General features: G+C 57.0%; 24 protein-coding genes. 19 read left to right on the top strand and 5 right to left on the bottom strand.

Annotated elements, in window-relative coordinates; genetic code table 11:
- The first annotated feature begins 16 nt into the window (after window positions 1-16).
- The 6 genes from ABD796_RS17560 (at window position 17) to ABD796_RS17535 (ending at window position 8,464) form a co-directional block, all read left to right on the top strand.
- Complete coding sequence (locus ABD796_RS17560) at window positions 17-2,101, top strand: thioredoxin domain-containing protein (protein WP_344909870.1); 2,085 nt, start codon at window positions 17-19, stop codon at window positions 2,099-2,101.
- 733 nt (window positions 2,102-2,834) lie between these two features.
- Window positions 2,835-4,400: an ABC transporter substrate-binding protein gene (locus ABD796_RS17555; protein WP_344909868.1), complete on the top strand. Its 1,566-nt coding sequence runs from the start codon at window positions 2,835-2,837 to the stop codon at window positions 4,398-4,400.
- Window positions 4,401-4,409: 9 nt separating this feature from the next.
- Window positions 4,410-5,381, top strand: coding sequence for an ABC transporter permease (locus ABD796_RS17550; protein WP_344909866.1), 972 nt, complete (start codon window positions 4,410-4,412; stop codon window positions 5,379-5,381).
- On the top strand, window positions 5,365-6,201 hold the full coding sequence (locus tag ABD796_RS17545) for an ABC transporter permease (RefSeq protein WP_344909864.1): 837 nt from the start codon (window positions 5,365-5,367) through the stop codon (window positions 6,199-6,201). Before ABD796_RS17550 ends, ABD796_RS17545 begins: the two co-directional genes overlap by 17 nt.
- 16 nt (window positions 6,202-6,217) lie before the next feature.
- Window positions 6,218-7,873 carry a nickel ABC transporter ATP-binding protein NikE gene (gene nikE, locus ABD796_RS17540; RefSeq protein ID WP_344909862.1) on the top strand — a complete coding sequence of 552 codons (1,656 nt, stop codon included), beginning with the start codon at window positions 6,218-6,220 and terminating at the stop codon, window positions 7,871-7,873.
- A 54-nt stretch (window positions 7,874-7,927) separates the two neighbouring features.
- Complete coding sequence (locus ABD796_RS17535) at window positions 7,928-8,464, top strand: GNAT family N-acetyltransferase (protein WP_344909860.1); 537 nt, start codon at window positions 7,928-7,930, stop codon at window positions 8,462-8,464.
- Between the two features lie 84 nt (window positions 8,465-8,548).
- On the opposite strand, the gene ABD796_RS17530 is transcribed toward ABD796_RS17535, so the two are convergent.
- On the bottom strand, window positions 8,549-9,022 hold the full coding sequence (locus tag ABD796_RS17530) for a GNAT family N-acetyltransferase (protein ID WP_344909858.1): 474 nt from the start codon (window positions 9,020-9,022) through the stop codon (window positions 8,549-8,551).
- Between the two features lie 12 nt (window positions 9,023-9,034).
- Entirely contained in the window at window positions 9,035-10,945 is a 1,911-nt protein-coding gene (locus ABD796_RS17525; RefSeq protein WP_344909855.1) for a glycosyl hydrolase family 18 protein, read from the bottom strand.
- A gap of 216 nt (window positions 10,946-11,161) precedes the next feature.
- Here ABD796_RS17525 and ABD796_RS17520 point away from each other — a divergent pair, with 216 nt between their 5' ends.
- The gene (locus tag ABD796_RS17520) at window positions 11,162-12,358 is read left to right on the top strand and encodes a purple acid phosphatase family protein (RefSeq protein WP_344909852.1); all 1,197 of its coding nucleotides are present in this window, start codon (window positions 11,162-11,164) and stop codon (window positions 12,356-12,358) included.
- Window positions 12,359-12,373: 15 nt separating this feature from the next.
- Entirely contained in the window at window positions 12,374-13,489 is a 1,116-nt protein-coding gene (locus tag ABD796_RS17515; protein WP_344909850.1) for a Gfo/Idh/MocA family protein, read from the top strand.
- A gap of 117 nt (window positions 13,490-13,606) precedes the next feature.
- Here ABD796_RS17515 and ABD796_RS17510 read toward each other — a convergent pair whose 3' ends face one another.
- Both ABD796_RS17510 and ABD796_RS17505 read right to left on the bottom strand, forming a co-directional pair.
- Window positions 13,607-13,888, bottom strand: coding sequence for a DUF2653 family protein (locus tag ABD796_RS17510; protein ID WP_344909848.1), 282 nt, complete (start codon window positions 13,886-13,888; stop codon window positions 13,607-13,609).
- The gene (locus ABD796_RS17505) at window positions 13,885-14,307 is read right to left on the bottom strand and encodes a hypothetical protein (protein ID WP_344909845.1); all 423 of its coding nucleotides are present in this window, start codon (window positions 14,305-14,307) and stop codon (window positions 13,885-13,887) included. The genes ABD796_RS17510 and ABD796_RS17505 overlap by 4 nt, the downstream gene beginning before the upstream one ends.
- A gap of 231 nt (window positions 14,308-14,538) precedes the next feature.
- On the opposite strand from ABD796_RS17505, the gene ABD796_RS17500 reads away from it, so the two are divergent.
- From ABD796_RS17500 to ABD796_RS17490, 3 genes are read left to right on the top strand one after another with little or no spacing between them, the layout of a single operon-like run.
- Entirely contained in the window at window positions 14,539-15,099 is a 561-nt protein-coding gene (locus ABD796_RS17500) for a DUF309 domain-containing protein (RefSeq protein WP_379119680.1), read from the top strand.
- Between the two features lie 35 nt (window positions 15,100-15,134).
- Window positions 15,135-15,734 carry an HD domain-containing protein gene (locus ABD796_RS17495; RefSeq protein ID WP_344909841.1) on the top strand — a complete coding sequence of 200 codons (600 nt, stop codon included), beginning with the start codon at window positions 15,135-15,137 and terminating at the stop codon, window positions 15,732-15,734.
- A gap of 4 nt (window positions 15,735-15,738) precedes the next feature.
- Complete coding sequence (locus ABD796_RS17490) at window positions 15,739-16,302, top strand: beta-class carbonic anhydrase (protein WP_344909839.1); 564 nt, start codon at window positions 15,739-15,741, stop codon at window positions 16,300-16,302.
- Between the two features lie 92 nt (window positions 16,303-16,394).
- On the opposite strand, the gene ABD796_RS17485 is transcribed toward ABD796_RS17490, so the two are convergent.
- Window positions 16,395-16,760 (bottom strand): iron-sulfur cluster biosynthesis family protein, encoded by a 366-nt coding sequence (locus ABD796_RS17485; RefSeq protein ID WP_344909837.1) that lies wholly within the window; start codon window positions 16,758-16,760, stop codon window positions 16,395-16,397.
- A gap of 128 nt (window positions 16,761-16,888) precedes the next feature.
- On the opposite strand from ABD796_RS17485, the gene ABD796_RS17480 reads away from it, so the two are divergent.
- The 8 genes from ABD796_RS17480 (at window position 16,889) to ABD796_RS17445 (ending at window position 25,244) form a co-directional block, all read left to right on the top strand.
- Window positions 16,889-18,406 carry a carboxypeptidase M32 gene (locus tag ABD796_RS17480; RefSeq protein ID WP_344909835.1) on the top strand — a complete coding sequence of 506 codons (1,518 nt, stop codon included), beginning with the start codon at window positions 16,889-16,891 and terminating at the stop codon, window positions 18,404-18,406.
- A gap of 179 nt (window positions 18,407-18,585) precedes the next feature.
- Window positions 18,586-19,596, top strand: a complete 1,011-nt coding sequence (locus ABD796_RS17475; RefSeq protein WP_344909833.1) for an ABC transporter substrate-binding protein — start codon at window positions 18,586-18,588, stop codon at window positions 19,594-19,596.
- 22 nt (window positions 19,597-19,618) lie between these two features.
- On the top strand, window positions 19,619-20,413 hold the full coding sequence (locus ABD796_RS17470) for an ABC transporter ATP-binding protein (RefSeq protein WP_344909831.1): 795 nt from the start codon (window positions 19,619-19,621) through the stop codon (window positions 20,411-20,413).
- Window positions 20,410-21,249: an ABC transporter permease gene (locus tag ABD796_RS17465; protein WP_344909830.1), complete on the top strand. Its 840-nt coding sequence runs from the start codon at window positions 20,410-20,412 to the stop codon at window positions 21,247-21,249. Before ABD796_RS17470 ends, ABD796_RS17465 begins: the two co-directional genes overlap by 4 nt.
- Window positions 21,250-21,446: 197 nt before the next feature.
- Complete coding sequence (locus ABD796_RS17460) at window positions 21,447-22,403, top strand: aromatic acid exporter family protein (protein WP_344909827.1); 957 nt, start codon at window positions 21,447-21,449, stop codon at window positions 22,401-22,403.
- A gap of 159 nt (window positions 22,404-22,562) precedes the next feature.
- Window positions 22,563-22,811, top strand: coding sequence for a glycine zipper domain-containing protein (locus ABD796_RS17455; protein WP_344909825.1), 249 nt, complete (start codon window positions 22,563-22,565; stop codon window positions 22,809-22,811).
- 435 nt (window positions 22,812-23,246) lie between these two features.
- Entirely contained in the window at window positions 23,247-23,813 is a 567-nt protein-coding gene (locus ABD796_RS17450) for an outer spore coat protein CotE (protein ID WP_344909823.1), read from the top strand.
- Between the two features lie 93 nt (window positions 23,814-23,906).
- Window positions 23,907-25,244: a putative amidoligase domain-containing protein gene (locus ABD796_RS17445; protein ID WP_344909821.1), complete on the top strand. Its 1,338-nt coding sequence runs from the start codon at window positions 23,907-23,909 to the stop codon at window positions 25,242-25,244.
- Window positions 25,245-25,421: the final 177 nt, after the last annotated feature.

The following is a 25,421-nucleotide window of genomic DNA, read 5'->3' as shown; positions in this document are numbered from 1 at the left end:
GGAGAGGTACATATATATGGAGATAAAAGAGGGGCCAAAGCATAACCGTTTGATAAATGAAAAGTCGCCATATTTACTACAACATGCGTATAACCCCGTCGACTGGTTCCCTTGGTCCGACGAAGCTTTTGACATCGCTAAGCGCAACAATAAGCCGATCTTCTTATCCATCGGCTATTCCACCTGCCATTGGTGCCACGTGATGGAGCGCGAGTCGTTTGAGGACGATGAAGTGGCGGCGATTTTGAACGAGCATTACATCGCGATCAAGGTCGACCGGGAGGAGCGGCCCGATGTCGATCATCTGTACATGGCGGTCTGCCAAGCGATGACGGGGCAAGGCGGATGGCCGCTGACGGTCGTGATGACGCCGGACAAGAAGCCGTTTTTTGCCGGCACGTATTACCCCAAGAACCGCAAGTACGGCCGGTACGGGCTGATGGATGTGCTGCCCCAGCTTGCCGAGAAGTGGCAGGAGGACGCGGACCGGATTCGCGAGATCGGCGACCAGGTGATGGAGGACACGACCGGCCGCCTCATCGAACATCGGCAAGGCGGAGAGGTGTCGGAGCAACTACTCGATCAAGCGTTTGACCAGTACAAGAAGCAGTTCGATCCGGAAAACGGGGGCTTCGGCAGTCAGCCGAAATTTCCGACTTCGCACAACTTGTCGTTCCTGCTGCGCTACTACCACCGGACCGGAAACGTGCAGGCGCTGGAGATGGTGGAACAAACGCTCGATACGATGCATCGCGGGGGCATCTACGATCATATCGGATTCGGGTTTGCCCGATATTCGGTGGATGCGAAGTGGCTGGTGCCGCATTTTGAGAAGATGCTGTACGATAACGCCTTGTTGGCCATGACGTATATCGAAGCTTACCAGGTGACCGCCAAGGAACGGTACGCCGAGGTGGCCGAGCAGATCTTCACTTACGTGCTGCGGGATATGACGGATGCGGGCGGAGCGTTCTATTCGGCGGAGGACGCCGATTCGGAAGGCGTGGAAGGCAAATTTTACGTATGGCAGCCCGACGAGGTCGTGCATATTCTCGGCGCCGAGGAAGGCGATTGGTATAACGAGGTGTACGATATTACGGAGCAGGGCAATTTCGAGGGCCGTAATATTCCCAACCGCATCGGTCCGACGCTCGAGCAGGTGGCCGAACGCAAGCAAATGCCGCTCGATGCGTTGAAGCGGCGGTTCGAAGTATCCCGGACAAAGCTCTTCGCCGAACGGGAGCAGCGCATTCATCCGGGCAAGGACGATAAAATCTTGACCTCGTGGAACGGTCTGATGATCGCGGCCTTGTCGAAGGCGGCCAAAGCGCTCGATCAACCGGCTTATGCCGAGGCGGCGGCCCGGGCGGCGGATTTTCTGCTCGTGCATCTGCGCCGGGAGGACGGACGGCTGCTTGCGCGATACCGGGACGGAGAGGCAGCCTACCCCGGCTATGTCGACGATTACGCCTTTCTCGTCTGGGGGCTGATCGAGCTGTACGAGGCGACCTTCGAGCTCCGTTACTTGCAGGAAGCGGTGAAGCTGAATGCCGACATGCTGCGTTATTTCTGGGACGATGATAAAGGCGGGCTGTTCTTCTATGGCAGCGATGCCGAACAGCTGCCTACCCGTTCGAAGGAAATTTACGACGGCGCGATGCCTTCGGGGAATTCCGCGGCTGCGCTGAATTTGCTTCGGCTGTCCCGCCTGACCTATGACGCGAAGCTGGCGCAAAAAGCGGACGAGCAGCTCCAGGCGTTCGCCGGAGCGGTCGCCCACTACCCGACAGGGCATGCGCTGTTCCTGATGGCGCTCGATTTCGCTTTCGGCGAAAGCAGCGAAATTGTGCTGGCCGGCGACCTTGCCGACGAGCATACGCAGGAGATGCTTCGGGCCGTGAGGAGCGTATTCCTGCCGAATTCGCTCGTTATTCTTCACCCCCCTGGAGAAGCCGGGGAAGAAGTGCGCTCGCTCCTTCCTCTCGTGCAGGACAAAAGGCTGCTCGGCGGCCGGGCTACGGCTTATGTGTGCCGGGACTTCGCCTGCCTGGCTCCGACCGGCGACGTGGAGGAGCTGGAGGATTTGCTGAACGAGCATTAGTCCTATGCGGATGTGGATCACGAATTGGATGTTCGATAATCAATCAAGCAGTCGGGCGTCGTTGAATCAAACGGCGTCCGCCGATTTTGTTTGGAAGGGTCGTCCCCGCAAAAAGAAGCGACGAAGCGGCTAAGTATGCGAGCGCGCGGTTATCTTTGGTTAAGGATGTAGAGGAAGCCAGCAAATTGAAAAAAAACTCGATCCATCGGATGACAGCTTCCATCATTTGTAGTATACTTCAAAATGTAATTATTACGCTTAAAGAAAGGGGTACAATGTCTACCCATAAGGGTATAGAGACATCGAAGAAATGGCGAACATTCTCCCGGCAAATCGGCGCAACGCCGGGTTTTTCGGCTCGTCGGCCCGTTTCAGGGTATGACGGCAGCCGACTCCGACTGCAGAGGAACAAAAAACCGGTCTGCCAAATTGTCGGGTCGGGAGGCGGCGGAGTCCAAGCCAGTAGTCCGCTTCAGTTGATTCCGCAGCGACCGAATCACGAGAGGGTTACGGAAACGACAGAAGGGAAACCGCTCGCAGAGGATGCGGCGGACTTCTAGGAAATGAGACGGAGCAGGCCGTCCCGTACGACAAATGCAAGAAAAAGCGTAACCGTGGCGACAGACAGCAACTCGCCGCAACGATTGTCAGCTTGGCTGCATAACGTTCTCATGAAATAGAGCGGTGCAAGAATACATATATACATCCACAGCATTGTGGAGCGGAGGCTATCATGAAAAAAATAGTTCTTGTTTGTTTTATAATCGTAATAATTACTGTTTTAGGCTGCAGTAACAAAGCCGTTCCGACCAGCGGCGAGTCGGACAAAGCAAGCGGCGAAGCCGATAAATCGGCAAAACAAGAGTTCGTGGTGGCCGGACAAGAGATTGCAGCCAGCCTGGACCCGGTGAAGCCGCTCACTTCGCCCTACTTGCGCAATATTGGCGCGGCAGAGGCATTGTTTAAAGTGAATGCGAAGGGAGAAATCGAGCCTGCTCTTGCAGACAGCGCAAAAGAAACGGAGCCGACTGCGTGGGAGATCAAATTACGGCCTCATGCGCGTTTCTGGAGCGGGAAGCCCGTCGACGCGAACGCAGTCATTGCCTCTTTGGAACGCTCGAAGGCACTTGATTTGCAGGCAAAGCCGTTCCTCGATGAATTGACGTTCTCCAAGGTGGACGACTACACCGTACAGGTCAGGACGAAGCGCAATCATGTGCAGGTCCCGCTGAATCTGTCTTATTACCAGACCGTTATTCATAACGCAGAAGCCAAGCATGATGCGGTCGATACGATGGATATGACGGGCATGTATAAAGTCGTGGAGTTTACCCCGAAACAAAAAATGGTTCTGGAAGCGAACAAAACCTATTGGGGCAAAGCCCCCGTGATTCCGAGGATCGTGTTCGAGGAAATAGGCGACGAACAGACGAGGGTGCTTTCCGCTTTGAGCGGACGCAGCGATGTAGCGCTCAATATAGCCGCGTCCAGCATGGCCCGCTTCGCCGGTCATAAAGAAATCCGGTTGTCGGCCACTCCGGCGGCCAACACGCAGACGATATACATCAATCTGAACAAGCCGCAGTTTCAAGACGTTAAGGTCAGACAAGCGCTGTCTTGGGCGCTGGATCGAAAGGAGCTGGTCGTTTTTGCCACGGAAGGACAAAGCTTTCCGATCACGACATGGCTAAGTTCCAATCCCGCCTATGCGGAAACGCGCAACTCGGTATATACCAAGCATGACCCCGACAAAGCCGCACAGCTGCTGGATGAGGCCGGCTGGAAAAAAGGCGCGGATGGCATCAGGTCCAAGGACGGCACCCCTTTAACCTTGCGTTTGATGACTTGGGGAGGCGATAAAGCTTTGGGCGAAGCGTTACAAAACCAGTGGAGCAAGATCGGTATTAAAGCCGAAGTCCAGCACGGGGATTACAGCTTGATCGAAACGGCGCGCAAGTCCGGCAATTGGGATGCTTCGATCGAAGCGTGGAATACGTTCGGGGACGAACTCACCTTATTGACCGGACAGTACGGACCTGAAGGTAGCGCCAATTACGGCGGCTTCAAGGATGAGCCGACGAAACTTTTGCTTGCCCAATTAGCGGAAGCGACGAATCAGGCGTCTCGCCACGAACTGGCGTTGAAGATCAATCAGCGAGTCGCGGAGCAGGCGCCTGTCATCAGCTTATTCCCGCGTCCGCAAATTACGGCGGTAAGCCAATCGCTTAACGGGTTTGAAGATCATTTCCGGCAATTCGAGAACGTCGTGAATGCAAACCTGTCATTCCGTGCGAAATAGGAAATTCCCATGTATAAACGGTTTTTGCGAAAAGGGTCGGAAGCTTGTATAACCTTATTTTGCGCCACAATTATCCTGTTTGCACTCGTTCGTCTGGCTCCGGGCGATCCGGTTCAACTGGTTCTGGGCCGTTCGACAGAAGCGGCCATGAGCAATACCCAGGCCTATGACGAGAGAGCGGCCGAACTGCGCGCCCAACTGGGGCTCGATCAAAGCATGATGGTACAGTATACAACCTGGGTCGGACGGTTGCTGCATTTGGATTTGGGCACTTCCCTTCAGACGGGAGAGCAGGTCCGTGCGGAAATCGCGGCCAGATTTCCGGCAACGGCGGCTCTTGCCGTAGCGGCGCTCTTCATTCAAGTGGCGCTCGGACTATGTTTCGGAGTCATGGCTTCTCTAAAGGCAGGCAAGCTTTACGACAATGTCATCCGACTTGTGTGCGTCCTTCTCGCTTCCACGCCCGCGTTCGTCATCGGACTTTTCTTATTGTCGTTTTTTGCCGTAAAGCTGGGCATGTTCAAAATTAGCAGCGAAGCCAGCCTGGCCAGGCTGTGGCTTCCCGCCGTTACGCTCGGTCTTATCGGGGCTCCGCAATGGATACGCATCGTGAGGGCGAATATGCTGGCGGAGTTCGGTCAAATTTACGTGCTTGCAGCCCTTTCCCGAGGGCTGGATCGCAGACGGGTCGTAGGGCATGCGGTCAGAAACGCTCTGCTCCCCGTTATAACCATGATTGGACTTTCCCTAACGGGATTGATCAGCGGCGCCTTTGTTATCGAAAGCATTTTCTCTTGGCCCGGAATGGGGAAGTATGCGCTCGACAGCATAATGCTTAAAGATTATCCGGTCATTCAAGGGTACGCTTTGGTCATGGTATCGTTGGTGATCCTTATTCATCTGCTCGTTGACGTCCTTTATTCGCTCGTCGATCCTCGAATTCATCGTAAAGGAGAAGGAGGAGTTGAACAAAATCTTTAACTCCAAAAATCCGCTCAGTCTGGTGTCGGGCGCAGTGATGCTGTGTATATTGGCGGTGCTCATTGTAGGCGCGCCATTTTTCGCTCCTTACGATCCCGTAAAGCAGAATGCCGAGGAACGTCTGGAGAAGCCGAGCAGCCGGCATCTGCTGGGTACGGATCGTTTCGGCAGAGATGTTCTGTCCCGCACGCTTTATGGGGGGAAGACGACCTTGTTGTCCTCGCTCTTTGCGCTTTGCACAGCCTTGTTGATCGGCTTGGCGGTCGGCCTGATAGCCGGTTTGTTTCACGGTTCGCTGCTCGATACCGTGCTCATGCGTCTGATCGATGTACTGCTGGCTTTTCCTTTTATGGTGCTGGCCATGGTTGTTGCCGCTCTATTCGGCACCGGCCTCGTTCATCTGCTCCTTGCCGTCGTCGCGGTATGGTGGGTCTCCTTCGCCCGTTTGACGCGCAGCGTCGTGTTGCATGCCAAGAACGAGACTTCCTTTGCGGCCGCCAAGGTGCTTGGAGCGACGAGCGGGGCCCTCATCGTCAAGGAATTGCTTCCAAAAGCGCTCAGTCCCGTGCTGATCTTGGCTACTTTCGAGCTGGGCAGCCTTATCCTCTCGATAGCGGCTCTATCGTTTCTGGGTCTGGGCTCCCAACCCCCGTCTCCCGAATGGGGCAGCATGCTGGCGGACGGGCGCGACCATTTTATGCAGGCTACGCACATCCTGCTCGGTCCCGCTTGCTTCATTGTTCTTACGGTGCTGGCATTCAACTTAATCGGCGAGGGTCTGCGGGACCGGCTCGATCCTTACGAACAAGTAAAGCTATAGGAGGATCGAATCGAATATGTCGAATCCGGAAAGCCGGACAGTTCTGCGGCTCCAAAACCTGCAAGTTGGCTATGAGCAAAACCGTAAAGTCATCCGCATAGTGGACAACCTTTCATTGGAGCTAAAAAAAGGCGAGATCGTTGTGCTGTTAGGAGAGAGCGGGTCGGGGAAATCGACGATCGCAAAGGCCATTACGGGTCTGCTCCCTCCTTCGGCGCATATAGGCGGCGGTACCCTTCAAATAGGCTCCGCCTGGATAGGAGATGTATCCGACACGAGTATCCGATGGGAGCAGATCCGGGGGAGAGGGATTGCGATGCTCTTTCAGGACGCCCAGCAAGCGCTGAATCCCGTACTGAAAATCAAGGAGCATTTTAAAGAAACGCTGCTCTTTCACCGCATAGCGTCTTCTGCGGAAGAAGTCATGACGATCAGCGCAGGTTGGCTGAGCAGGCTCAACTTTACGGACCCGCACCGCATCTTGAACAGCTATCCGTTTCAACTTAGCGGCGGCATGTGTCAACGGATCTGTCTCGCTCTTGCGCTATGTTTGGAGCCGGAGGTGTTTGTTGCGGATGAGCCAACTTCGGCCCTGGATACCGTCAATCAAAAAGAAGTGTTGGATGTGCTGAAAAGCATGCAGACGGAGCTCGGTTTAACGGTACTCTTGATTACCCATGATATTGCTGTAGCGAATGCGGTCGGGAACCGCGTGGTTGTGTTACATCAAGGGAGGATTGAAGAAGAGGGAGAGGTCGGACGCGTTTTCTCCCGGCCCCAGGCAGCCTACACGCGCCAACTGCTCTCTTCCCGCTCTCAACGGACGATGCCTGCGGGGGAGCGCGAGCTGAAGCATTCTAACGAGCCTCTGCTCGAAATGATTGAGCTGGAAAAAACGTTTCATCCGCAAAAGCGCGTGTTGCATAATGTCAATCTTACCTTGAACAAGATGGAAATAGTAGGGATTTTAGGGCAAAGCGGCTGCGGCAAATCGACTTTGGCCAAGTGTATAGTAGGGCTGGAGTCTCCGAGCGGAGGCCGCGTCATGTATCGCGGTACGGACATTAGCCGCTTAAAGGGGAAACCAAAACGCGAAGTTTGCAAGCAGATCCAGATTGTATTCCAAAACGCCAGAGCCAGCCTGAATCCGGGGCGTACAGCGCTGCAATTGGTACAAGAGCCGCTTCACTATTTACAGATCGGGAGCAAAAAAGAACGAGAGGCGTTGGCCGTACAATGTCTCCATGAAGTAGGAATAACCGGCGAAGCGCAGCAGAGAAGACCCCCGCAGCTGAGCACCGGGCAGTGTCAGCGCATCGCGATTGCCAGAGCGCTGGCTCTCCGGCCGGAAGTGCTCGTCTGCGACGAAGCGGTTTCGGCTTTGGATATGAGCGTGCAAGCGCAAATCTTGGAGCTGCTGCAACGCCTGCATAAGCAGCTGGGGTTCTCTATCGTGATGATTTCGCACGACATTCGGGTTCTCCGCTCCTTCTGCCATCATATTGCCGTTATGAACCATGGAAGCTTCAGCGAAGGGAAACAGTCAAGCGCTTTGCTGCATCTAAGCGATCATCCGCATACGCGGCAGCTTCTCCAATGCGCGGGCGATCTGGAAGAAGGTCTCCAGCAGGAGACGGAGGGTTTCTCGTTCATGCTCCAAAACAAAGCATAGCCAGCTTTTTCCGGGAGCGCGGATGGAAGAGTATGTAGCAGGGGAGAAGTGTCTATGAATCATGAAGCGGCGTATCGCATTTTGCCGGCAGCCGGGCATAGAGGGGCGGCTATTCAAGCGTTTGTATTGGCGATGATGCGCGACCTGTATCCGCCGGGATCGTATCATGAAAATCCGCATGATTTGGCTTGCTTCGAAGAGGTGTATATTCAACCGGCCGATGCCGGTTTTTGGATAGCCGAAGATGCCGATGGCCGTATCGTCGGCACGGCGGCCGTCAGATCGTACGACAGACGTTTTCCCGAGGTGGAGCACGCTATCGGAAGCGGTCCGGTTTGCGAAATCGTGAAGTGCTACATTCACCCGGATTGCCGAAGAAGGGGCATCGGCAGCCGGCTGTATCGAGAAGCCGAACGATTTGCCAGAGCGGCCGGATATAAGGAAAGCTATTTGCATACTTCCTTATACTTGCCTGGAGGTTACCCGTTCTGGCAATCTCAAGCCTACATCGAACGCCATTGGGAGTCGGAGCAGATCGTGCACATGAGCAAGAGATGGGGCGGAGAATCGGGTTTATGCTATCGGGGTTAGGTTAACGAACAGAAGCGCGCTCTTCGCTGATGGCGAGGGGCACGCTTCTTCGTTTTGTCGTCCGGGCACATGCCTTGGTTCGTGTTACAAGGACAGCTCCATCCGAATGCCGACGATGACTTCGTCGCGGCGGTTCGTCTTCCGTTCGAGATCGAACGGCTTGAAGCCGAGCTTGCGGTAGAACAGCATCGCCCGCGGGTTCGTATGGTGGCAGAGGAGCAGCAGCCGGGGGACGCGCAGCTCGTCGCGGGCGTTCCCGATCATCGATTCGAGCAGGAAGCGGGCGGCTCCGCGGCCGCGATGCGCCGGGGCGATAATGACATTACCCAGGTAGCAGTGCTTGCCTTCCACGTAATCGTAAATGTTGGCGTACCCGGCCACCTCGTCGCCGTCGACGACGACGGTCGGATGGAGCCGTTCGCGCGCCCGTTCCTCCAATTGCGAGGCCGAAAGCGGATACGTTCCGGAAGGAAACATGAAGTATGCTTCTTCTTCCGTTTGCGGGAATTGGCTAATGACGGGGAAATCGGCGGTTTGCGCCGGTCTGCACGTATACACGGCCTCACTCCTTTATTTTTGCTGCAAAATCGCTTTCCAGACGTCCGTCGTCTCGTAGCCGAGCCGCCAGACCGCGATGCCAGCGAGGTCGTATTTCTTGGCGATGTCGACGCGGGCTTTGACGGTGTCTTCATTTTCCAGCCAGAAGACGTACCGGTAGCCGCCCTCGGCATACTCCACCTTGTATTGCTGGAAGGTGGCGTCCCAGGTAGAGACGGCTTTCTTCGACTCGATCAGCGCGGGTGCATCCTTCATGTAAATGGCCCGGTTGCTTTCCAGCGCGCCGGTTGCCTCATTGATTTTCCATTCGCGTACATAGTAGGGGATGCCCATCACGAGCTTGTCCCGGGGAATGCCGTATTCCAGAAATTCCTTCACGCCTTCCTCGGCCCAGGGCAATCCGGACACGGAGCCCGGCTTGTCGCTGCCCGAGTAGTGCTGGTCGTACGTCATGGTGACGACGTAGTCGACGATGCCGGCCAGCTTCTCGTGGTCGAAGGCGCTCAGATGGTTCCATTTGACGCTGCCTCGCGGCAAATCGACGGAGACGAGCAGCTTTTTCTCATGGGCCGCTTGCGTCAGCGTCTGCATAAACGCGGTGAAGGCGGCGCGGTCTTTGCCGGCCAGGTTCTCGAAGTCGATATTGATTCCGTCCACTCCGAGGTCGTACGACTTGTCAACGAGGGCGCGGATAAACTTCTGCTGCGCCGCCGGGTTGGCGAGAAACTGCGAGGTCATCGCCGAATCGAACTGATTGTTGACCAGCGGATGGATCGCGTAACCTTGACTTTTCAGCCAGGCGACCGATTCCTTGTTGGACATGTCCTTCATCGTGCCGGAGGCGTCTCCCAGTTGAAACCAGGTCGGAGAGTCGATATCCAGACCGACGGTCGTCTGCACCTGTTTCTTGATCGTATCCGCCGCCGAGGAGCCGTTCCAGCCCCAATAGAGCAGCTTGTGGAAATTGTTCCAGATGCGGCTGTCGTGATAGGTACGGATGGAGATGTTCGTGTACCATTGGGCGTAGCTCAGCGCCTCCGGGATCGTTAGAAACTCTGCCGCTTTGTTGTCGTTCTGATAGACTTGGTAGTACGGGTGGTTCGTCCATATTTCCTTGCCGTCCAGCTTGATCGTGATCGACAAAAACCATTGCGAATAGGCGATAGCCTCGTCGATGTCGACGAAGGAGGCGATCAGGTTGTCGTTCTGGTACACCTTGTATTTGTTCTCATTGGAATAAATGACTTTATTGCTACTGGACGTATCGATAACGACGGAGTTGGGACCTTTCAAAGCTTCGTTGACGGCATCCTCCAGATAGGCGAACGGCCCTTGTTCGCTCGTCTTGCCGTCCTGCCGCACTTGATAAATCGCCGTTCCCTGCCGAGCCGATTGTTTGTCCGCGGCGGGAATGTTGTCCCATACCCACTGGTTCGTTTTCAAGTCGATAATATGCGTGCCCAGATATCCGGAACTGGCGGCGATGGCCGATTTCAGATCGGCGAACTCCCACTGATCGAGCGTGATACCGCCCTGGTACAGCTTATAGCGAGGGTAGTTGTTCCACACCCATCCGGTCGACTGCATATCGCGGATTGCGGCATGGCCGTAATAGCGGGCAACGGCCTTAGCTTCCTCGAGCGTGGCGAATTCCCAGCCCGGCAAAGACACGTCGTATTGGTACAGCTTGTAGCGGGGGTAGTTGTTCCACACCCATTTTCTCGTGCCGATTTCCTCCACATAGCTTTCCTTGAACCAGCCTGCATAAGCGATGGCTTGCTTCAGATCGGAAAACTCGGAGAGAGCCGTTTCGTTCTGATACACCCGATATTTCGTCGTCTTGTTCGCGGCGAAAACCGCGGCTGGAGCGGCAAATAGCGTTACCGCAACGAGCAGGGCGGCGATCCATCTCGTTCCCTTCATCTCTCAACCTCTTTCTCTAGCAGTCTCTTATGTTCAGACGTGCTAGAATCGGATTAGTTGCGAGATTCGGCCAAAATCCGCCGATAAAATTGATTTCTCTACAAGGAAACGATAAGGTATCCATAGAAGAGCTTCTAGACGGACTTCCGGAGGAAAGGAGGAGCGGATACGGAGCGGCTGCAGGGGTATATCGCGTTAGGAGTGCTGGTTACGGTCATGGTAGGAGGACTTGTCGGAGTAAACGTATGGAAAAGAAAACAACCGACCTCGGCGTCGCCCAAATCGCTCGTCACGACGATAAAAGGAGATGCCCGCACGACACGTGCGTTCGCCTGGTATTCGGATAGTCCGCAGGCGGATGCGATCGTACAGGTGGCGAAGGGAGCGGGGAACGGTTCGTTTGAGGGATCGAACGTTCTGGTAGTGAAGGGAACTTCCCGCGCGATCCGAACCGGGGGTGGCCGCGAGCAAGGAGCGCATCAAGTGGAGGTTACCGGCCTGTCGCCGGGCACGACTTACACGTACCGGGTCGGCAGCGGGGAAGGCGGAGCATGGAGCGAGCCGGCTTCCTTCACGACGGAGGAAGCAGACGCCTCGCGGTTTACCTTTATTAACGTGACCGACTCGCAAGGAGAGACGGAGGGCGATTTCGCCCTATGGGGAGCGACGCTCGACCGGGCGTTCGCTACTTACCCGGATGCCCGGTTTATCGTGCACAACGGCGATTTGACGGAAAATCCGCAGGACGAGAAAGCGTGGGACGCGTTTTTTCGGCAAGCCCGACGCTATTTGACGTCGATTCCGCTTATGCCGGTCACGGGCAACCACGATGAGGAGGGTGGCAAGGCGGATCGGTTCGTGTCGCATTTCAACGTGCCGGACAACGGAGCGGAAGGCTCGATTCCCGGAACGACCTATTCGTTCGATTACGGAACCGCGCACGTGGTCGTCTTGAATACGGAGTCCAATCTGAAGGCCCAGACGAAGTGGCTGCGGGACGATCTGGCCCGTACCGGCAAGCCCTGGAAAATTATCGCGCTGCATCGAGGGCCGTACGGCGGAAACCGGAACGAGAAGGTTGAGGAGTGGACATCCGTATTTGACGAATTTGCCGTCGATCTCGTTTTGCAGGGCCATAACCATGAATATTCGCGCTCTTATCCGCTGCGCGGCGGCAGCATCGCCGGCGACGGCGTAAGGCCCGTGCGCGGCCGTGAAGGGACGGTGTACGTGGTCGCGAACACGGCCGGACCGAAGTTCAACAAGAAGAAGGAAGATCTGTTTTACCACAAGGTTCACGTCCAGAACGGGAAGCAAGTATTCGCCGCCATCACGATTGACGGCGGGACGCTCACGTACCGGGCCTATGAGGCCGACGGCAATAAGCTGGACGAGTTTGTGATCGTTCATTAGAGGAGGGCGATGAGGATGAAGCCAATTACGCTCGGGATGATCGGCAGCGGGGATGTCAGCAATCGGTATTTTGAGCAGGCGGCCAAGGCGGAGCAGGTGCGTTTCGCCGCCACGAGCGCGAGACGTATGGAGAACGCGGAACGAAAAGCGAAGCAGTATGGGGTGCCTCGCTGGTATGATGACTATAACGCCATGCTCGAGACGGAGCGATTGGATGCGGTCTTTGTAACGACGCCTCATTCCGTTCACGCGGAGGCGGTTATGGCTGCTTTGGAGAAGGGGCTGCCGGTTCTGAACGAGAAGCCGATGGCGACGACGTTCGAAGATTGTCGGCGCATGGTCGAGCTGGCGGAGCGCAAAGGGCTGATATTAATGAACCTGCCGTTCGATCTTCAGCCGGCCTTGACGACGGCCCTCCGTTACCTCAACGAGGACACGATCGGCAAGCTGACCGGAGCCGAGGTGCAGCTGAACATTCCCGGTCCGCCGCGCGATAACTGGTACTACAATCGGGCGATCTCCCACGGTGGAGCGATTCTCGACTGCATGGTATACCCGCTCTCCCGGCTGATGACGCTGCTCGGCCCGGCGCGAAGCATCGTTGCCGAAGTAAACACGCTTATTCCGCAGCGGATCGTCGGCGGAGGCAAGCGGGTTCAGAGCGACGTGGACGACAACGCCACCGCTATCGTGGAATTTGCCGGCGGCCAGCATGCGGTGGTGCGGACGCTGTGGGGAACGTCCTTCCGCCAGAACAGCACGCTGATCTATGGCCGCAAAGGAACGATCGCGCTGAACGACAGCGGGTTTCCGCTTGTCATCCATTCGCCGGAAAAGCCGATCGAGGGGGCCAAGCCGGTCGTCTGGCGGGGGCTGGAGCACTGTTATGCCCCGGATTTGCCGGCGCCCGTAGAGTCGGAGAGAGATATCCTGAGCCATTTCGTCCATTGCCTCCGCACCGGGGAGCAGCCTCGCCAGTCGGCCAGGCAGCAGCTCCACGTCCATGAGGCGATGTTCGGCGCCTACCGTTCCGCCGAAACCGGTAGCCGCTACGTGCTGACTACCGATTTCGAGCCGTTCCATCCGGTTCGCCGTTCGGGGTTGTTCGATACGCGCAGCGAATTTATTTGAATGATTCCGACACGGGCAACAAAAAGAACGTTCCGATTCGATTCGGAACGTTCTTCCCTTCGGCCGCACGGCCGTCATTTGCAGTCTTTAGAGGTCAACGCCGCAAGCGGTGTGACGCTATTCGTCTTTCACGATGCAGAACATTTCGTCCTCGACATCGAGCTCCAGTTGGCTGCGGAATACGCGGCGGTCGAAGTGTTTAAACAGATACCGTTCGATCGCTTCCAACATATTCGCTTCCACTAAAATTTGCGTGCGTCCGTCGACGGCTACCTCGGCGGAGAAGCCCAAATGCTCTTCCCATTGCAAATCGACTTCGATCTTGCTCGGGTCCAGCTGCTTGCGCTCGGCCATATGCTCGCATATGGCGTTTATGATTCCCTCTTGATCCAGCGTCATTCTTGGAATCTCTTCTTGGTCTTATTGCGATCGCGGAAGTAAACGTACGCCACACGAATCAGCACGATCAACATGACGATCGCCATCACGTTCACGAGGAGTCCGAGCATATCGCCCAAGAAGCCCATGCCGCCGAACATGCCGCCGAACAGCATACCGGCCAAACCGCCGATCATCAGGCCTTTCATAAATCCGCCGCCTCCGAAAAATCCGGGCTTGGAAGCCGTTGCCGGTGTAGTCGGATTCGTTTTCGCTTTGCCCGGATCCGTCTTGGAGACGTTGTCCGCAGGCTTGGTCGGGGTGTACGATTTCTTGCCCGAACTGAAGCTTCCGCCCTTAGGCTTGGCATCTGCGTACTGAGGTGCGCTCAAGGCCACGACGACGAAGCAGGCCATCAATACCAGCACCCATTTTCTCATGTCAAACCCTCCTGTACAATGTAAATGCAATTGGCCCAACAAGCGGTAATACGTATAGTATGGACAACGGTTTCACTTTTTTATCGGTTTTTGCCTATTTTTTTCGCGGCCCAGCCGATTTCGTATGCCCGGCAAGCCAAGACTGCCCCATCTCGGCAAAAAGTGATATAATCAAGAGATAGGCTATTGACCGAACATGCGAATTCGATACAGAAGGGGGCTGAGAACACCTTGTATCCCGACGCGTATATCGATTATTTGGTGGAGTTTCATGGGAGCCGCGACTGGTTCGAATGCCATGAAATTTTGGAGGAATACTGGAAGGAGCATCCCGGTGACCCGAAAAGCCGGACATGGGTGGCGCTCATCCAGATTGCGGTCTCGCTCTATCACCAACGGCGAGGCAACCGAGCCGGGGCGATGAAGATGGCCGCCGCCTCGCTGCGCAATATGGACGACGCCCATCTCGCAGAGCTCGGCATCCTGGCCAGGGAGCTCCGTTTGGAGATGGAACGGCGGATCGCTTCGTTGGCGGAGGACGAGGCGGCGCCTTTCGCCGATATGAACCTGCCGCTTGCGGATGAAGCGCTAGTCGCCGCGTGCACAAGCCGGTGCGGGGAACGGGGCTGGCGCTGGCTCGCTCCGAGCGATCCCGCAGACGGGTTTCTTTGGCATAAGCATACGCTGCGCGACCGATCGGACGTCATCGAGGCGCGTAGTATCGAGGCGGAGAGAAGGCGGGAACGTCTCGGGGCAGGTCATGGGGCGGCGGCCGAACCCGAGCGGCCTTAACGGGACAAAACAGCGAAGCAGGGGGTGAGCGGCCGATGCAATCGCGGCTGGAAAGACAAATCGCATTCATTTTGGAGATCGATAAGCTCAAGCACATTTTCCGCCAGAGCCGATTGATTGGCAGCGAGCGGTTCGAGAACGACGCCGAGCATACGTGGCATCTGACGATTATGGCGGTACTGCTGGCCGAGCACGCCGAGTCGGCACAGCTCGATATGCTGACGGTGCTGAAGATGCTGCTGATTCACGATCTCGTGGAGATCGATGCCGGCGATACGTTTGCCTACGACGACAAAGGGCTCGAGGACAAATACGAGCGCGAGCAGGCGGCGGCCATCCGGCTGTTCGGCATGCTGCCGGACGATCAAGGCGACGAATTCCACCGTTTGTGGGAGCAGTTCGAGGAGCGGCAGACGGATGAAGCAAAGTTCGCGGCAGCCATCGACCGGCTGCAGCCGGTGCTGTTCAACTACGAGAACAAGGGCCAATCGTGGCGGGAGCACGGCATTACGAGCGACCGTGTGCTGGCGCGCAACGCGCAGATCGCCGAAGGATCGACCGAGCTGTGGCGGTACGTCGAGCGGCTGATCGAACAGGCGGTCAAGCAAGGATTTTTCAACGAAAAAGGGGAATGAGATCATGACCAGACTATTGGACGAAATCATCGGATTTAACCGCACCTTTGTAGAGCAGCAAAAATACGAGCCTTACTTGACCTCGAAATTTCCGGATAAGAAGTTCGTCATACTGACGTGTATGGATACGCGCCTGATCGAGCTTCTGCCGGCCAGCATGAACATCAAGAACGGCGACGTGAAAATGATCAAATCGGCGGGCGGGGTCGTCTCCACGGCGTTCGGCGGCATTATGCGCAGCATTATCGTGGCGATCTACGAGCTTGGAGCGGAGGAAGTGCTCGTCATTGGCCACCACGACTGCGGCATGAACCATATCAATCCGCAGCACATGAAGGCCAAATTTCTGGAGCGCGGCATTCCCGAGGATACGCTGCAAATTTTGCAAAACTCCGGGCTCAATATCGAGCATTGGCTGCGCGGGTTCAACGACGTCACCGAAAGCATCCGGAGCAGCGTCAATCTGATTCGCCACCATCCGCTTGTGCCCAGCATCCCGATTCATGGCCTGGTCATCGATCCGAAGACGGGCAAGCTCGACGTCGTGGATGAAGGCTACCGGGACTAACCGCAGCAGCCGCACCACGCGCAGCATCGAAAGCCCCGCAAGACAAAAAAAGCTTTTCCGGCGTCCATGCACCGGAAAAGCTTTTTTTGTTCTCAGCCGGGCGTCTTCGCCTCGCAGGCCGGCCCCGATTCCCGGTAATCGATGACGCGCATCGAAGCATTATACGTCTGCTGGCTGCTTTTCAGCACCAGCGCCTGCTGGTCGGCTTTGCGGTCGACGACCAGCTTGTCCTCGAAAAACAGCTGCTGGCGCGGGTCGTAAAACACAGTGAACCAGTTGGTTCTGGCCAACTGGTCGTCCTCGACCGGGCTGGCGACGAGCCACAGCGCCGCTACGCCGTTGACCGCGCAGCCGCAGCCTTCGGTATCGTAGGCGAGCCGGATCGCTCCGGAGGCGTTGGCCGTGAAGAAGCGGCTGCGAATCCATTCGGCCGCCGAGTCGGTAAATTCGATATACATGGGTCAACCTCCCGGATTCCGTCGTGTGACTTTGATTGTACCACACTTTGCCGCCCTTGTTGATTCGCCTTTCATTTCCAAGTATGATGATACCATCCGTTTCGCATATAAGGGAGGACGAGTCGAGGATGAGCGAATTGCTGGACGCGAAAGTGCAGTCTTTTCGGAGCTATGTCAAGAAAATGAAAAGCTACGGGGAAGCGCTGGATGTGATGTATTGGGATTTGCGCACCGGCGCGCCGCGGAAAGGCGTGGAAGCGCGCTCCGAGGTGATCGGAGAACTGTCTGCGGAGATGTTCAGGCTGTCCATTTCCGAGGAGATGGGCCGTTATGTAGAGGAACTGTCGGAACCCTCCGTCTTCGGCCAGCTCGATGAGGTGAACCGCAAGCTGGTGGATGAGTGCAAAAAAGAATACGACCGCAGCAAAAAAATTCCGCCGGATAAATACCAGGCTTATGTCGTCCTGACGTCCCAGGCCGAATCCATATGGGAAGAAGCGAAGGAGAAGGCGGATTTCGCCATGTTCCAGCCGTATCTGGAGAAGATCGTCGCGGCCAACCTCGAATTCGTCGAGCTGTGGGGCTACGAAGGACACCGGTACAACACGCTGCTCGATATGTACGAGCCGGGCATGACGGTCGAGAAGCTGGACCGGCTGTTCGCCGACGTGCGGGAGAAGCTGGTACCGCTAGTCGCCGCGATCCGGCAGTCTTCGCGCCAGCCGGATACGTCGTTCCTGAAGCAGACGTTCGACATTGCCGCGCAGAAGAAGTTCAGCCTCTATATATTGAAGGAACTCGGCTACGATTTCGAAGCGGGCCGGCTCGACGAGAGCGTTCACCCGTTCGCTACCGGGCTGAACCCGGGCGACGTGCGGATCACGACGCGGTATTTGGCGGACGATGTGACCAGCGCCTTGTTCGGCACGATCCACGAATGCGGCCACGCGCTCTATGAACAGAACATCTCCCCCGAACTGATCGGCACGCCGCTCTGCACGGGAACGTCGATGGGCATTCACGAGTCGCAGTCGCGCTTCTGGGAAAATATGATCGGCCGGAGCCGCACTTTCTGGCACCGCTACTATCCGAAGCTGCAGGAGCTGTATCCGGACCGGTTCCGGGACGTAAGCGTCGACGATTTTTACGCGGCGATCAACCGGGTGGAGCCTTCGTTGATTCGCATCGAGGCCGATGAGCTGACGTACAACTTACATATTATGATCCGCTACGAAATCGAGAAAGCGCTGTTCGACGGCTCTCTCCAGGTCGCCGATCTGCCCGCCTACTGGAACGCCAAGTACGAGGAGTATTTGGGCGTCGTTCCAAGCCACGACGGAGAAGGCGTGCTGCAGGACGTACATTGGGCCGGCGGCGCCTTCGGTTACTTCCCGTCCTACTCGCTCGGCAATATGTATTCGGCGCAAATCCGCCGCACGCTGGAGCAGGAGCTCGGCGCGCTGGACGCTTTGACGGCGGAAGGCAAGTTCGCGGCGGTGAAGGAATGGCTCGTCGAGCGCATTTACCGTTACGGCAAGCTGCGCACGCCTCACGATATCGTGACGAGCGTGACCGGGGAGCCGCTCGATCCCGATTATTTGATCGATTACCTGAAAGGCAAATACGGCGAGCTGTACGGCTTGTAATCGCATAAGCAAGGAAGCAGAGAGCCCGCCCTCTCTGCTTTTTTGCGTTGTCCCGCCGCTTTCCGCTCGCACGTGATCAAGGAGCAGCACGGCTTCTTTTCTCACGGGTTCCGGCTTCTCACCCCGAACTGGGCTCCTGCATATGATGATGGCAAAGAGAACAAGGGAGGAACCGCTTCATGGGAAAAACGATGAAGACGCTGCTGCTCGCAATCGTCGCCGCCGTTCCGGTCGTGTTAGCCGCATGCACAGGCTCCGCCACGGACCAGACCAAGATCCGGATCGGGGAAGTGACCCGGTCGATCTTTTACGCTCCCCAGTACGTGGCGATCAGTCAAGGCTTTTTCAAGGAGGAGGGGCTTACGGTCGAGCTTTCGACGACGGCGGGCGGCGACAAGACGATGACCGCGCTGCTGTCCGGAGCGATCGACGTCGCGCTGGTCGGCTCGGAAACGTCGATTTACGTCAACCAGCAAGGCTCGGACGATCCGGTGATCAACTTCGCTCAGGTGACCCAGTCGGACGGGACGTTTCTCGTATCGCGCAAAAAACTCGACAAGTTCGACTGGTCGATGCTGAAGGGCAGTACCTTCCTCGGTCAGCGCAAGGGCGGCATGCCGCAGATGGCGGGCGAATTTACGCTGAAGAAGAAGGGGATCGATCCGCAAAAAGATTTGAAGCTGATCCAGAACGTCGATTTTGCCAACATCCCGGCCGCTTTCTCCTCGGGCACCGGCGACTACGTGCAAATGTTCGAGCCGCAGGCGACCTTGATCGAGAAGGAAGGCAAAGGGTTCGTCGTCGCTTCCTTCGGCGTAGAGAGCGGACAGCTGCCGTACACCGTGTTCATGTCCAAAAAGAGCTTTATCGAGCGCAATCCGAAAACGATCCAGAAGTTTACGAACGCGGTCTACAAAGCGCAGCGCTGGGTGGCCGCGAAGCCGGTGGACGAAATAACCGACGCGCTTACTCCGTTCTTCGCCGACACGGACAAAGAAATCGTAAAAGCGGTCGTGAAACGGTACAAGGAGCAGCAATCGTTCGCCTCCGATCCGATCGTGGACGAGAAGGAATGGAACAACTTGCAGGACGTCATGCAGACGGCGGGCGAGCTGAGCCAGCGGGCCGATTACAAGAAGCTGGTCGACAATACATTCGCGCAAAGAGCGATCGAGGCGGTCGGAAAGTAGCGCGGGAAGGACGGTGAGCGTCATGCGGGAGAGGGATCCGGCAGTCCGTGTGGAGCATATCTCCCACGTTTACGTATCGGGGAAAAGCGCCTTTCTGGCGCTGGAGCATGTCGGCTTTACGCTCGCTGCCGGCCAGTTCGCCAGTCTGGTCGGCCCGAGCGGCTGCGGCAAGACGACGCTCCTGTCCATTATCGCCGGTCTGATTGAACCGACCGCAGGAACGGTGGAGATCGGCGGGAAGCGGGTGACAGGCCCGTCCCGCCAAGTCGGCTACATGCTGCAGTCCGATTACTTATTCCCATGGCGGACCATTCTCGACAACTGCGTTATCGGTTTGGAAGTGAGCGGCCGGGTAACCGACGCGCACAGAAGCGAGGCCGTCCGGCTGCTCGGGGAGATGGGGCTGAATGACGTAGCCGGCAAATACCCGCATCAGTTGTCGGGAGGCATGCGCCAAAGGGTCGCGCTCGTCCGGACGCTGATGACGTCGCCCGAGCTGCTGCTGCTCGACGAGCCCTTCTCCGCGCTGGATTACCAGACGAAGCTGACGCTGGAGGAGCAAGTGTCCGGAACGCTCAAGGCTTGGCGCAAGTCCGCGCTGCTCGTCACCCACGACATCGCCGAGGCGATCGCCATGAGCGACCGGGTCATCGTGCTGGACCGCGGGCCCGGCCGGGTGAGGCGGGATATCGCCGTGCCTGATTCGATTCGCGCGGCCGGGCCGCTGAAGGCGCGCGAGATGCCCGGTTTTCACAAGCTTTTCAACGAAATATGGAACGAATTCGAAGAGATGGAAGCGAAGGAGGAGCCGTCATGAGCGACATAACCGGAGTAGCCGGCGGAGGCGGACCGGCGGCCGATTTGCCCAGACGGGTGCTGGGTGCCCATCGCAAGCAGCTTCGCCGGACGGCGGCGCTCGTTCTCCTGACGCAAGCCGCCATCCTGGCGGCTTTTCTCGCCCTGTGGGAGATCGCCGGGCGGAACAAGTGGATCGATGTGCTGCTTTTCAGCTATCCGAGCAAAATCGTCAAGCTTCTGGCGGGCAAGCTGGCCGACGGTTCCCTGATGCCGCACGTATGGACGACTGTACTGGAAACGGGGGCGGGGTTCTTGCTGGGCACGCTGCTGGGGACCGGGCTTGCGACGCTGATCTGGTGGTCGCCTTTTCTCGCCAGGGTGCTCGATCCGTATATCGTCGTGGCCAACAGCATGCCGAAGGTGGCGCTTGGTCCTTTGTTTATCGTCGGACTCGGCCCGAACGTCATGTCGATTATCGCGACGACGCTGGCCGTCACCGTGGTCATTACGACGCTTGTCGTCTTTACGAGCTTCAAAGAAGTGGACGGCAATCTGATTAAAGTGGTGCGCATGTTCGGCGGGACGAGAGGACAGTCGTTCCGCAAAGTCATATTGCCCGCTTCGGTTCCGGCGATCGTCTCCACCTTGAAGGTCAATGTCGGCCTAGCCTGGGTTGGCGTGATCGTCGGGGAATTTCTCGTATCCAAGCAAGGCCTCGGTTATTTGATCATATACGGCTTTCAGGTGTTCAATTTCACGCTTGTGCTGGGCAGCCTCTTCATCATCGCGATCGTGGCGACGGTGATGTACCAGGCGGTCGCTTATGCGGAGCGGAAGTTCCAGAGGCGATCTTAAGCCGGCCGGCGCGTCAAATGCGTGTCGTTGCCTTTCTCCGTGTAAGGTCCCTGAAAGCACTGAAGAAACGATAAGCAGGCGAAGCTATGGCCGCGCGCGAAACTCTACGGAGTTTGCGCGCGGCTTTTGCGTTTTCCCGCGATTGTAATCCCCGCACCGTTCGGGTACGATTGGAGAAAAAGGGGAGACGACCACCTATGGGCATTCGTACTTTGAAAACCGCCATTGCCACCGTGGCGGCCGTTTACTTGGCCATGCTTTTATCCGTACAATACCCGATGTCCGCCGGGCTGCTGGCTATTATGGGCGTGGAATCGACAATCCGCAAAGGTATCGTCACGTCGCTTACCCGTATCGGAGCTTCGGTTATGGGATTGGCGATCGCCACGATCATGCTTGTGCTATTCGGCTTTCATCTATATGTACTGGCAGCCTTTATCCTGATCGCCATCCCCGTCCTGCTCAAGCTACGGCTGCAGAACGGCTTGGCCACCTGCTGCGTTACCGTCTTTCATATTTTCTCTGTCGGCCAGGCGACGGTTCCGATCGTGCTGAACGAGCTGGCGCTGCTCGGCATCGGCCTTGGCACGGCGACGATCGTCAACGTCATCTATATGCCCGATACGGAACGCAAGCTGAAGCGGCAGCGGGAGCGCGTGGAGCATCTGTTCTCCGTCATTTTCATCCAATTGGCCCGCCATCTGCGCGATGTGGATTACGTCTGGAGCGGCAGCGAGGTGCTTGAAGCCCACGAGGCGATCGAGCGCGGCAAGCAGGAGGCGGTCCGGGCCGCGGAGAACCGGCTGTTCGCCGGCGATCCTTATTGGAACGGTTATTTCCGCATGCGCGACAGCCAGCTCGAATCGATTCAGGATATGATCCATATTGTGGCCCAGGTGTATAGCAATTTGCCGCACGGCCAGCTCGTGGCGGAGCTGTTCGAGGAGCTCAGCGTCGATGTGAAAAGCGATACGTATACGGGCAACGTCGAGAGTCGGCTTTCGGCGCTGGAAGCGGGCTTCCGCGACATGTCCCTGCCGCAGACGCGCGAGGAGTTCGAAGTGCGCTCGGCCATTTTGCAAATGTGCCACGAGCTGACCTATTATCTGAACATCGCCAAACGGGAAAAGAAGCAGTCGACTTCTCGACAATAAAGCAAGGCCATCCTTTTCGGAATGCAACGGGCTTCAATCATTCGTTCAACTTATATAATTAAGAATCCTTTCCGACCGGTTGGGGCACCATAGGGTTTGGGACTGCTGCGCTATGTACAGTAACAGCGTTTCCTATCACAAAATGAGGGAGTGAGATGGATGGCTAAAAACAACGACCGCAATCGGAACGATCGCGATGGCGGCAACGAGACTCTTGCGGCTGGCGTCGACACCGGAGAAGCAATGGGAACCGTAGGCGGCGGCGCAGTAGGCGCTGTCGTAGGTTCCGCATTGGGTCCTGTCGGCACAGTCGTGGGCGGCATTGTAGGCGCAGCTTTAGGCAATAAGGTAGGCGAAAGTGCCGGCGAGGGCGAAGGTGCCGAAGAAGACGAAGATGCCGTAGAATAACGACGGCTGCTAAAACGGCTTTGCGCCATCTGCTAATTAAAAAGCAGGGTGCGGGGAAATAACCCCTGCGCCCTGCTTTTATTTTTGGATTTTGGCTATCAGGAACATGTCGAGCAGTCTCTGACCTTATCAAACGGAAATGAGCGCACAGTGCCTATTATCCGATTCAAGAGGCTAATGTATAGAACGGCCCTTGCAATAGAGTGCAGCTTGGTTGCAAAGATTCGGCTTGCTTCTTCTTCATTAAAATGCGGCTGCATTGCGGCCCTGAAACATATGCCATGCCCTGTATTCATATGCTGTAGGGAGTGGATTTACAAATCGACAACAGGGGTTTTCCGAATTATTTAAATTCGTTTGCGCTCAATTAATCAACATTCGCCTATGTCCTGCATACACATGTATGGAATGATTGTCATGGAGGAGGTTTGCAGGATGTCGACTGCACATAGAGATGCGCATTGCCGAGAAATCATCACCAAAGCCGTATGCGGCAAAGGTCGTAAGTTTTCGCAAGTGACGCATACCGTAACTCCGCCGCACGCACCGTCCAGTATTCTTGGGGCCTGGGTCATTAACCACGAATATGAAGCAGTGAATTCCAACGACGGCGTGGAAGTGGTAGGTACTTACGATATCAACATTTGGTATTCTTACGACAAAAACAAGAGCACGGAGGTAGCGAAAGAAACGGTCTCGTATGTAGAGCTGGTTCCGCTATCGTATCTCGACGCGAAACACAGGGTGTCCACGGTCGAGGTGTCTGCGGTCGCAACGCAGGACCCGAATTGTGTGGAGGCGAACGTTTCGTCCACCGGTAACGGAGTCGTGATCCGGGTGGAGCGGGAATTCCAAGTGGAGCTGGTTGCCGAGACGAAGGTATGTGTGCTCGTATGCGAGGGTGGCTGCAACGATCTCGACAAGGAAGTGGATTTCGATTCCGGCGACGAGAACGAGTTCGAGGATCTGGACCCCGACTTGCTCGACGACGACGTGAATTAATACTTACCTTATACTATGTCGGAGAATACGTTTCGCCAGAGGGCATTCGCCCTCTTTTTTGTTGAAAAAAACGCGGAAGGGAGCGACGGCGCCATGGACGGCTTGTATGCGGAAGCGGAAAGGCTTGGACTGAATGCTGCGGCGGGATCGGCACAGGCGGCGCAGCGCGGACGCGCGGTTGCCCGCATGCTCGGCTACGGGGCGGGCGAGGACGGGAAGGAACGGGACATGACGCACCGTTACCGGTTTTACGTGTTCCGGCTGGAAATCATGGCCGAATACAGCTTCGCGGCCAATGCGGTTTATGCCGCGAACGGAGCCCGCGTCGGCTTGCTGTACGGGCCGGGCGGCTCTACCGGGGATGGAAAGCCTGACGGCGTATGGCGGCGCGTCGAGCCGGACGACGTCCCGGAGCGGAAACGGCGGCAGACCGGACGGGCGGCCGTCCGGCTGCTGTATTTGTGCGGGCTTGACTTCGGTATGATCGATATGGGCATGTCGGCGGACGGTCCGCCTACGCTGCTACGGCTGGAGCCGTTCCCGAAGCTGGACGCACGGCTTACCGCAACGTTCGCGGAGTCGCTCAAGCTGTTCCGGGACGGGGAACACGCGGCAGAGACGGACCCGTTGACGGCGCCCGTCGCGCTGCTCGGAGCGGATCCCGAGTTTCTGCTGATGAATGCGGACGGACAAGTGATGCCAGCCTCCGCCTTCTTGCCTCGCGAAGGGCAAGCGGGCTGCGATCGCGTGCGCATCGGCGGCAGGGTGCTGTACCCGCTCGCCGAGCTGCGGCCGCAGCCGAGCGCCGATCCGAGACGGTTGGTATCCAACGTCCGCCGTACCCTGCTGACGGCCGCCGAGCTTATTCCCGATACGCCCGGAGCGAGGTGGTTGGCCGGTGGGATGCCGGCCAAAGGGTTCGCTTTGGGCGGCCACATTCATATAAGCCGGACGGCGCTGAATGTGCCGCTCTTGAAGGCATTGGACAACTATTTGGCGCTGCCGCTGCTTCTTATCGAAGACGAGCGCTCCAAAGCACGTCGGCCGCGCTACGGCATGCCCGGGGACTTTCGGCGTCAGCCCCACGGCGGCTTCGAGTACCGCACGCTGCCGAGCTGGCTCGTTTCCCCGAGGGTCGCCAAAGGGGTGTTGGCCTTGACGGCGCTTATTGCGCGGCATTACAGAGAGCTGGGCGACAAACCGCTCGATCGGCCGGACGTGCTGAGGCATTATTTGGCCGGCGACAAAAAAGAGCTGCGCCCCGTTGCGCTGGCGCTGCTCGGACAAATCCGCGAGCTCCCGGATTATGCCGAATTCGCCGGTATGACCGAACCTTTGCTGACCATGATCGAAAAGGGCGAGTGCTGGGACGAAGGGAAAGATTTTCGCCGCGCTTGGCAAATCGGGACGCCCGCCGGGGCGGCGAGATGAAGACGGCCAATCGGCGTTATTTAGCGGAGCGCCGTTCCCTTCTCGGTACTCTTCCGCAGTATACCAAGTCGACGTCGGTTTGGGCAGGGGGACTTCTGCGGTTTTCGAGCCGCTATTCTCGCATTTTGCCCTGCGTCTTCCAACCGTTCGTTCCCAGTCGAGGTGAGCGACGCGATT

The sequence above is a fragment of the Paenibacillus hodogayensis genome (assembly GCF_039536325.1).
GTDB classification, from domain to species: Bacteria; Bacillota; Bacilli; order Paenibacillales; family NBRC-103111; genus Paenibacillus_AB; species Paenibacillus_AB hodogayensis.
This window is presented reverse-complemented; position numbering and strand designations above follow the sequence as displayed.

Excerpts from the sequence above, each read along its gene's own strand:
- ABD796_RS17475 (WP_344909833.1), top strand. The coding sequence starts at position 18,586 with ATGGGAAAAACGATGAAGACGCTGCTGCTCGCAATCGTCGCCGCCGTT.
- ABD796_RS17485 (WP_344909837.1), bottom strand. The coding sequence starts at position 16,760 with ATGTATATCGAATTTACCGACTCGGCGGCCGAATGGATTCGCAGCCGC.
- ABD796_RS17445 (WP_344909821.1), top strand. The coding sequence starts at position 23,907 with ATGGACGGCTTGTATGCGGAAGCGGAAAGGCTTGGACTGAATGCTGCG.
- ABD796_RS17555 (WP_344909868.1), top strand. The coding sequence starts at position 2,835 with ATGAAAAAAATAGTTCTTGTTTGTTTTATAATCGTAATAATTACTGTT.
- ABD796_RS17470 (WP_344909831.1), top strand. The coding sequence starts at position 19,619 with ATGCGGGAGAGGGATCCGGCAGTCCGTGTGGAGCATATCTCCCACGTT.
- ABD796_RS17455 (WP_344909825.1), top strand. The coding sequence starts at position 22,563 with ATGGCTAAAAACAACGACCGCAATCGGAACGATCGCGATGGCGGCAAC.
- ABD796_RS17480 (WP_344909835.1), top strand. The coding sequence starts at position 16,889 with ATGAGCGAATTGCTGGACGCGAAAGTGCAGTCTTTTCGGAGCTATGTC.
- ABD796_RS17510 (WP_344909848.1), bottom strand. The coding sequence starts at position 13,888 with ATGACGCTGGATCAAGAGGGAATCATAAACGCCATATGCGAGCATATG.
- ABD796_RS17450 (WP_344909823.1), top strand. The coding sequence starts at position 23,247 with ATGTCGACTGCACATAGAGATGCGCATTGCCGAGAAATCATCACCAAA.
- ABD796_RS17525 (WP_344909855.1), bottom strand. The coding sequence starts at position 10,945 with ATGAAGGGAACGAGATGGATCGCCGCCCTGCTCGTTGCGGTAACGCTA.
- ABD796_RS17495 (WP_344909841.1), top strand. The coding sequence starts at position 15,135 with ATGCAATCGCGGCTGGAAAGACAAATCGCATTCATTTTGGAGATCGAT.
- ABD796_RS17465 (WP_344909830.1), top strand. The coding sequence starts at position 20,410 with ATGAGCGACATAACCGGAGTAGCCGGCGGAGGCGGACCGGCGGCCGAT.
- ABD796_RS17490 (WP_344909839.1), top strand. The coding sequence starts at position 15,739 with ATGACCAGACTATTGGACGAAATCATCGGATTTAACCGCACCTTTGTA.
- ABD796_RS17505 (WP_344909845.1), bottom strand. The coding sequence starts at position 14,307 with ATGAGAAAATGGGTGCTGGTATTGATGGCCTGCTTCGTCGTCGTGGCC.
- ABD796_RS17460 (WP_344909827.1), top strand. The coding sequence starts at position 21,447 with ATGGGCATTCGTACTTTGAAAACCGCCATTGCCACCGTGGCGGCCGTT.
- nikE (WP_344909862.1), top strand. The coding sequence starts at position 6,218 with ATGTCGAATCCGGAAAGCCGGACAGTTCTGCGGCTCCAAAACCTGCAA.
- ABD796_RS17520 (WP_344909852.1), top strand. The coding sequence starts at position 11,162 with ATGGTAGGAGGACTTGTCGGAGTAAACGTATGGAAAAGAAAACAACCG.
- ABD796_RS17550 (WP_344909866.1), top strand. The coding sequence starts at position 4,410 with ATGTATAAACGGTTTTTGCGAAAAGGGTCGGAAGCTTGTATAACCTTA.
- ABD796_RS17535 (WP_344909860.1), top strand. The coding sequence starts at position 7,928 with ATGAATCATGAAGCGGCGTATCGCATTTTGCCGGCAGCCGGGCATAGA.
- ABD796_RS17560 (WP_344909870.1), top strand. The coding sequence starts at position 17 with ATGGAGATAAAAGAGGGGCCAAAGCATAACCGTTTGATAAATGAAAAG.
- ABD796_RS17515 (WP_344909850.1), top strand. The coding sequence starts at position 12,374 with ATGAAGCCAATTACGCTCGGGATGATCGGCAGCGGGGATGTCAGCAAT.